Raw genomic sequence first — 6,398 nt, 5'->3', positions numbered from 1 at the left:
GCGGGGGCGTGATCGGCGGAGGGCCCGGGGGCAGGGGCCGCCACGGGGGCTGCGGCGCCGGGAGTGGACGAGGCGGGCGGGGTCGGCGGGGCGCCCGGGGACGGCCGGCTCGACGGCGCCCCCGACGGGCCGCTCTCGTCCGGGTTCTCCGTGTCCAGCAACTGCACCGCGTGCCGCCCCAGTTGGGCCACCAGCATGCTCGGCAGCCAGGGGTCGCGGCTGCGCCCGTCGGCGACCGTGTCCTCGGCGCCGGTGCGCTCCAGGATGTCGTCGAGGGCCGGGCGGCGGGCCGGGTCCTTGCGCAGGCAGTCCCGTACGAGATCGGCGAGGCCCTCGGGCAGCGCCTCCAGGTTCGGTTCCTCCTGCGCGATGCGGAACATCAGCGCGTGCACCCCGCTGTTGGCCGTCCCGAAGGGGAGGTCGCCGGTGGCCGCGTAGGCGAGGACCGAGCCCAGGCAGAAGACGTCGCACGCGGGTGTGATGCGGTCGCCGCGGACCTGCTCGGGGGCCATGAAGCCGGGCGAGCCGACGAGTGCGCCGGTGCGGGTGAGCCCGCCGTCGGTCACCGTCTCCAGGGCGCGGGCGATGCCGAAGTCGATGACGCGCGGGCCGTCGATCGTGACGAGCACGTTCGAGGGCTTGAGGTCGCGATGGATGAGCCCGGCGGCGTGAATGTCCTTGAGGGCGTGGGCGAGGCCGGCCGCGAGGATGCGTACGGAACGCTCGGGAAGGGGCCCGTGGTCCTCGCCGACGACCGTCTGGAGCGACGGCCCGGCGACGTAGCCGGTGGCCACCCACGGGATCGCTGCGTCGGTGTCCGCGTCGAGCACCGGCGCGGTCCAGTACCCGCCGACCCGCCGTGCGGCCTGCACCTCCTGCCGGAAGCGCGCCCGGAACTCCTCCTGCTCGGCGAGCTCCTGCCGGACCAGCTTGACGGCGACGGTACGCCCCCGGTCGGAGCGCGCCAGATAGACGTTCCCCATGCCGCCGGCCCCCAGCCGCGCCAGCAACCGGTACGCGCCGATCCGTTGCGGCTCCCCCGGCCCCAGCTTCTCCATTGCTAGCGCCACCCTCCCCCGTGCATATGCGACAGAGCGAGGATAGTGCGGCCGTACGGAGGACGGGGCGCGCGGCCTCTACAACCCCGTAACAGGATGACTCTGCTCCGTGAGCGCCTCCATCACGGTGATCAGGCGTTCCAACACCTGTGCGGTCTCGGCGAATCCGTCTTCGCCGAGTGCGTCCGCGAGGCGGTCGGCGAGGGCCGCGTGGCCGGGGCCGATCTTCGTGATGGCGGCGCGGCCGTCCTCGGTCGGGGTGAGCAGCTTGGCGCGGCGGTGAGCGGGGTTGGGCGCGTACTCGGCCAGGCCCCGCTCGACGAGCAGATCGGCGATCCGCTGCACGCTCTGCCGGGTGATGCCCATCGCGCGGGCGACCCCGGAGACGGGCAGCGGCTCGGCGAGGACCGCTCCGAGCACCTGCCACCAGGCGGCGGTCAGTCCGGCGGGCTTGGCCAACTCGTCCGCCACGGACAGAAACTGGCCGTTGAGCCGGAAGACGCCGAGGGCGGTGCGGCTGAGCAGGTCCTGGCGCTCGCGGCTCACCGACCGGCCGCCTCGAGGACGGCGTACGCCTCCGGGTCCGAGTCGTGGAACAGCCGGTACCAGGCGTCCAGCACCTCCCCCTCGTACACCCCCAGGAGGCGGAACACCTCGCGGGCGAAGGCGACGGGTTCGGTGGGACCGGCGGTGATCAGCCCGCCGTCCGTCACCGCGTCGGCGTCGACGTACCGCTCCCCGCCCTTGTAACCGGTGGCGGCCAGATAGAAGGAGACGGCGCTGGTGTGGTTCCGGTCGTCCAGCAGGCCTTCGCGGGCCAGCCCGGCGGTGGCTCCGCAGATGGCGGCGACGGGGACGCCCGCGTCGAGGAAGGCGCGCGCCTTGCGGGCGAACGGCACGAGGTCGTCGCCCGTCTCCCACAGGCCGCCGCCGGTGAGGATCAGCAGGGAGCTGTCCTCGGGGCGGAGGTCGTCGAGGGCGAGGTCCGGCTGGATGCGTACGCCGCCGATGGTCTTCACGAGCTCACGATCGAGGCCCACCGTGCGGATCTCGTACCCGGCACGGGCGAGGTACGCGGTCGTGTGGCCGGTCTCCCAGTCGGCGAAGGTGTCGTAGACGGCGAGGTGGACGGGCTTGCGGGATGTCGTGCCGGTCATGATCGCGCCTCCTGGTGTGCGATGTGTGCACCACGGCCATATGGCAGCATGCTGTCGAAAAAGCAGCATGCTGTCAAGTGCGTGGCTTCCTTAACCTGCGTGAGCGGGTCCGCTTAACCCCCCGTTCCCTAGCGTCGTCGGCATGGACAGCACAGAGAATCTCGGTCTGATCGCCGCCCACCTCGGCCTCGATCTCCTCGCCGTGGCGCTGCTGACGTTCGGCGTCTTCCACCCACGGCACCACCGGAGGGAGCTGGTGCCCGCGTACCTCGCGCTGAACGTCGCCCTGTTCGCGGTCGTCGCCGCACTCGGCCGGGTGGGCAGCGACGGCGGACTCGCGCTCGGCTTCGGGCTGTTCGGGGTGCTGTCGATCGTCCGGCTCCGGTCACACGCGGTGCAGCACCAGGAGGTCGCGTACTACTTCACGACCCTGGTCCTCGGGTTGCTGTGCGGGCTGCCCGGCCTGGACCTCGGGGTGGCCGCGGGGCTCGCGGGCATCCTGCTGCTCGTCGTGTACGTCGCCGACCATCCCCGGCTGTACGCGCGGGAGCGCCGCGCCGTGGTCACGCTCGACGTGGTGCATCGCGACGCGGGTGAGCTCCGCGCCGACCTCGCACGGCGGCTCGGGGAGCCGCTGGGCTGGATCGTCCAGGAAGTCGACTACGTGCGGGACCTCATGGTCGTGGACGTGCGGTACCGGGAGCCGGAGCCGCGGGGGCGGCAGGCGCCGCAGGGGCGCGACGGGGCGGCGGATGTCGCGTGGGAGCCGGCGGCGGTCGGGAACGGTGCACGGGTACCCGTAACCGCGACGGCGGTCAATGAGCCGGTGCGATGAGCGCCGACGCGACAAGCGCCGGTGCCACGGGGGCCGATTCGTTGAGCGCCGCCGAGCTGGCCCTCGGGCGGGCCGCACTCGCCGCGCACCCCGTCTCGCTGGCCGAGCTGAACGCCCGCGCCGAGCTGCTGGCCCGGCACGACAACAGTTACGTCGTACCGGTCGCCGCCTTCGAGGACTTCGCGGCGCGGCTGGTCGATCCGCGGCGTGCGGGAGGGCCCTTCCGGGTGCTGGCCATCGACGGACTGCGCCGCTTCCGGTACCGCTCCACGTACTACGACACCCCTGGGCTGCGTACGTTCCACGACCACCGTCAGGGGCGGCGGCTGCGCTTCCGGGTCCGTGAACGGGTCTACCAGGACAGCGGGGAGCGGCAGTTCGAGGTCAAGCTCAAGAGCGGGCGTGGCGAGACGGTCAAGCACCGGCAGCGGATGGCCCGGGGCGCCCATCCGCTGGACGGGGCGCGGCACCGGTTCCTGGCGGACGTCCTCGGGCGGTCGTACGGCATCGGGGTTCCGTCCGGGCTCCTGCCCTCGCTGGTGACGGACTACCGGCGCGTGACGTTCACCGCCGACGGCGAGCGGGTGACGTGCGACGCCGGGCTGCTCGTCCGCGAACCGGCGTCCGGCCGCACGGCCGCCGCCTCGGAGGGGCTCGTCCTCGTCGAGACGAAGACCCGGGGGCACCTGACGGAGGCGGACCGCCTTCTGCACGAGTACGGCCTGCGGCCTGCCGGGTTCACGAAGTACAGCGCGGGGTTGGCGACCTTGCGGCCGGAGTTGGGGATGAACGCCTGGGGGAGGGCGGTGCGGTCGGTGTTTCCACAGGCCCGGGACGCGGTTCCGCGGGGGTGACCGAGGCGGGCGGCCGCTCAGCGGTCGTCGCCCCCGACCCTGTCACCGCCCCGACTGTCACCGCCCCCGACTGTCACCGCTCCCGGCCCGGTCCCCGCTCCCATTCCTGTTCCTGTCCCGGTTCCCGGACGGCTCCGCCTCCCCGGCCGCGGGGAACGTCAGCGTCACCTGTGCTCCAGGGACGTTCTCCGTACGGAAGCGGCCGCCCGTCTCCTCCGCCGTACGGCGGGCGATGTCCAGGCCCAGGCCGGTGGAGCCCGCGCCGCTGCTGCCGCGCTCGGTGGCATGGGTGCCGGGGAAGCCGGGGCCCTCGTCCGCGACGAGGAGTTCCGGTCCGTCGGAGGTGGCGCGCGCCGTGACGCGGAAAGGGGTGCCCTGGGGGGTGTGGTCCAGAACGTTGCCGATCAACGCGTCGAGCGCGGCGGCCAGTTCGTCGTCGGGGACGGTGACCGGCAGCGGCCCGGAGGGGGTGTCGACCACGACCGTGCGGCCCTGGTCCTCCGCCAACGGCAGCCAGAACGCGGCACGTTCGCGGGCGACGGCGGCCAGGTCTGCGTGCGGCGCGGCCTCCCGGAGGGGACGCCGCGCCGTGCGGATGACCTCGTCGACGCCGTGTTCCAGGGCGGCCACGCCCGAGGCGATGCGCTCGGCCTCGGCCGGGTCACGCAAGGTCTCGGCGTCCAGGCGGAGGGCTGCGACCGGGGTGCGGAGCCGGTGTGCGAGGTCGGCGGCGTTCTCGCGTTCCGCGGCGAGGAGTTCGTCGATGCGGGCGGCGAGCCGGTTCAACTGCCCGGCGATCAGGCGTAGTTCGGGTGGGCCCTCAGGCTCGGCGCGTGCCGCGAGATCACCGGAGGCCAGCCGGTCCGCGGTGCGGGCCAGTGAGCGGGTCGCGCCGACGAGTCGCGCGCCGAGCCGGTCGGCAAGCAGCAGCCCCAGCAGGACGAGCCCGACGCCGATACCGGCCAGCACGAGCCACGACGTGAGGACGCCGTCATACAACTGCCCTCTGGCCAGGGCCACTTGAACCACCGCCGTACCGTCGGCGGGCCCCTGTACCGGCACGAGGACGACGCGCCCGCCGTCCGGCGGCTCGTACGTGAACGCCCGCCCGGTCCGCGCGAGCCGCACCGCGTCCGTCACCCTGGCCGGCGCGCCGATGACAGCGCCGTCCGCGAGCACGAGCGAGATGCTCGGCCGGCCCGGCCCGTTCACGCTCTGCACGGTCTGCTCGGCGCTCTCCCGGCCGCCCGCGCCCGCGACGAGCGCGGGCCCGGCGGCTGCCGCCACCCATTGCGCCCGCGCGGTCGCCTCCGCGGTGGCCCGGTCGGCGGCGTGGCTGCGAGTGAGCAGGGTGAGCGGCACCAGCAGCGCGGCCAGCACGAGTGCGGTGGTGGCTCCGGTGAGCAGCAGCAACCGGCCGCGCACTAGGCGTCACCCGCCCCGGCACGACCAACACCGCCACCGCCGTCCGGTGCGGTCGCACCAGGTCCCGCTTCGGGAGCCGCACCAGGTCTCGCTCCGGGTGCCGCTCCGGGGGCCGCGAGCTTCACTCCCACCGTGCGTACCGTGTGCAGGTAGCGCGGCTCCTGGGCCGTCTCGCCCAGTTTCCTTCTCAGCCAGGACAGATGGACGTCGACCGTCTTGTCGGCGCCGCCCAGCGGCTGTTGCCAGACCTCGGCGAGGAGTTCGCGGCGGGAGACCACCTGGCCGGGACGGCGCGCCAGGTGGGCGAGGAGGTCGAACTCGCGGGGTGTGAGGTCGAGGGACCGGCCGTCGAGGGTGACCTCGCGGGCCCCCGGATCCACGGTGAGACCGCCCACCCGCAGCGGTTCCTCCGCCTCGGGCGGGCCGAGGCGGCGCAGTACCGCCTTGATCCGGGCGTCCAGCTGCGCCGCGCCGAACGGCTTCACGATGTAGTCGTCCGCGCCGCTCTCCAAGAGCGTGACCATCTCCGGCTCCTCGTCGCGCGCCGTCGCCACGATCACCGGTACGTCGCTGACGGCCCGCAGCATCCGGAGCACCTGGCCGCCGTCCACGTCCGGCAGTCCCAGATCCAGCACGACCAGGTCGGGCGGGCTGGTCACCGCCGCGTCGAGGCCCGCCATGCCGCCCGGCGCCGTCGCGACGGCATGCCCCTTGTCCCGCAGGGCACGCACCAGGGCGCCGCGCAGCGCCGGATCGTCCTCCACAACCAGCAGATGGGCCATGCGGCCACCGTAGTAAGGGAATCGGCGCCGTGATGCCCGCGGGCGGGGTGCGGGCTCCTTCCCTGTCCGCGCCTTAACCGGGCCTTAGGAAAAGATGCGCGAAGCTCGTCCCATGGAGCGGTTCTTCTCATGAGGTGGCGGAGCGCGGTCGTGACCGCGGTGTGGGTCGCCGTCGGCACGGGCGCCGGCGGGCTCGGCGCGTGGCAGCTCGCGAGCGTGGACGGGGACGGCGGCGCGCACGGACGGGCCCTGGACGACGCGGCGGTCCGGCGCGCGCTCGCCGAGGG

7 protein-coding genes are annotated in these 6,398 nt (G+C 73.9%); 2 read left to right on the top strand and 5 right to left on the bottom strand.

All coding sequences use genetic code 11. From position 1 onward, the window contains the following. The 3 genes from FE633_RS46545 to FE633_RS46535 all read right to left on the bottom strand — a co-directional run. A partial coding sequence (locus FE633_RS46545; RefSeq protein WP_138051206.1) for a serine/threonine-protein kinase occupies positions 1-1,058 on the bottom strand: 1,058 nt, incomplete at its 3' end. A 78-nt stretch (positions 1,059-1,136) separates the two neighbouring features. Beyond that, positions 1,137-1,604 (bottom strand): MarR family winged helix-turn-helix transcriptional regulator, encoded by a 468-nt coding sequence (locus FE633_RS46540; RefSeq protein WP_138051205.1) that lies wholly within the window; start codon positions 1,602-1,604, stop codon positions 1,137-1,139. Beyond that, positions 1,601-2,215, bottom strand: a complete 615-nt coding sequence (locus FE633_RS46535; RefSeq protein WP_138051204.1) for a type 1 glutamine amidotransferase family protein — start codon at positions 2,213-2,215, stop codon at positions 1,601-1,603. The genes FE633_RS46540 and FE633_RS46535 overlap by 4 nt, the downstream gene beginning before the upstream one ends. Before the next feature lie 142 nt (positions 2,216-2,357). On the opposite strand from FE633_RS46535, the gene FE633_RS46530 reads away from it, so the two are divergent. Continuing rightward, the gene (locus tag FE633_RS46530) at positions 2,358-3,050 is read left to right on the top strand and encodes a DUF4956 domain-containing protein (protein ID WP_138051203.1); all 693 of its coding nucleotides are present in this window, start codon (positions 2,358-2,360) and stop codon (positions 3,048-3,050) included. Continuing rightward, positions 3,047-3,904: a VTC domain-containing protein gene (locus tag FE633_RS46525; protein ID WP_246114157.1), complete on the top strand. Its 858-nt coding sequence runs from the start codon at positions 3,047-3,049 to the stop codon at positions 3,902-3,904. The genes FE633_RS46530 and FE633_RS46525 overlap by 4 nt, the downstream gene beginning before the upstream one ends. Positions 3,905-3,961: 57 nt before the next feature. On the opposite strand, the gene FE633_RS46520 is transcribed toward FE633_RS46525, so the two are convergent. Both FE633_RS46520 and FE633_RS46515 read right to left on the bottom strand, forming a co-directional pair. After that, positions 3,962-5,329: a sensor histidine kinase gene (locus FE633_RS46520; RefSeq protein WP_138051202.1), complete on the bottom strand. Its 1,368-nt coding sequence runs from the start codon at positions 5,327-5,329 to the stop codon at positions 3,962-3,964. Then, positions 5,329-6,111: a response regulator transcription factor gene (locus FE633_RS46515; protein ID WP_138051201.1), complete on the bottom strand. Its 783-nt coding sequence runs from the start codon at positions 6,109-6,111 to the stop codon at positions 5,329-5,331. Before FE633_RS46515 ends, FE633_RS46520 begins: the two co-directional genes overlap by 1 nt. Positions 6,112-6,398 lie beyond the last annotated feature (287 nt).

Source organism: Streptomyces montanus (genome assembly GCF_005786655.1).
Taxonomy (GTDB): Bacteria; Actinomycetota; Actinomycetes; order Streptomycetales; family Streptomycetaceae; genus Streptomyces; species Streptomyces sporangiiformans.
Note: the sequence above shows the minus strand (reverse complement) of the source record. Positions and strands in the feature narration are given on the sequence as shown.

Excerpts from the sequence above, each read along its gene's own strand:
- FE633_RS46530 (WP_138051203.1), top strand. The coding sequence starts at position 2,358 with ATGGACAGCACAGAGAATCTCGGTCTGATCGCCGCCCACCTCGGCCTC.
- FE633_RS46525 (WP_246114157.1), top strand. The coding sequence starts at position 3,047 with ATGAGCGCCGACGCGACAAGCGCCGGTGCCACGGGGGCCGATTCGTTG.
- FE633_RS46515 (WP_138051201.1), bottom strand. The coding sequence starts at position 6,111 with ATGGCCCATCTGCTGGTTGTGGAGGACGATCCGGCGCTGCGCGGCGCC.
- FE633_RS46535 (WP_138051204.1), bottom strand. The coding sequence starts at position 2,215 with ATGACCGGCACGACATCCCGCAAGCCCGTCCACCTCGCCGTCTACGAC.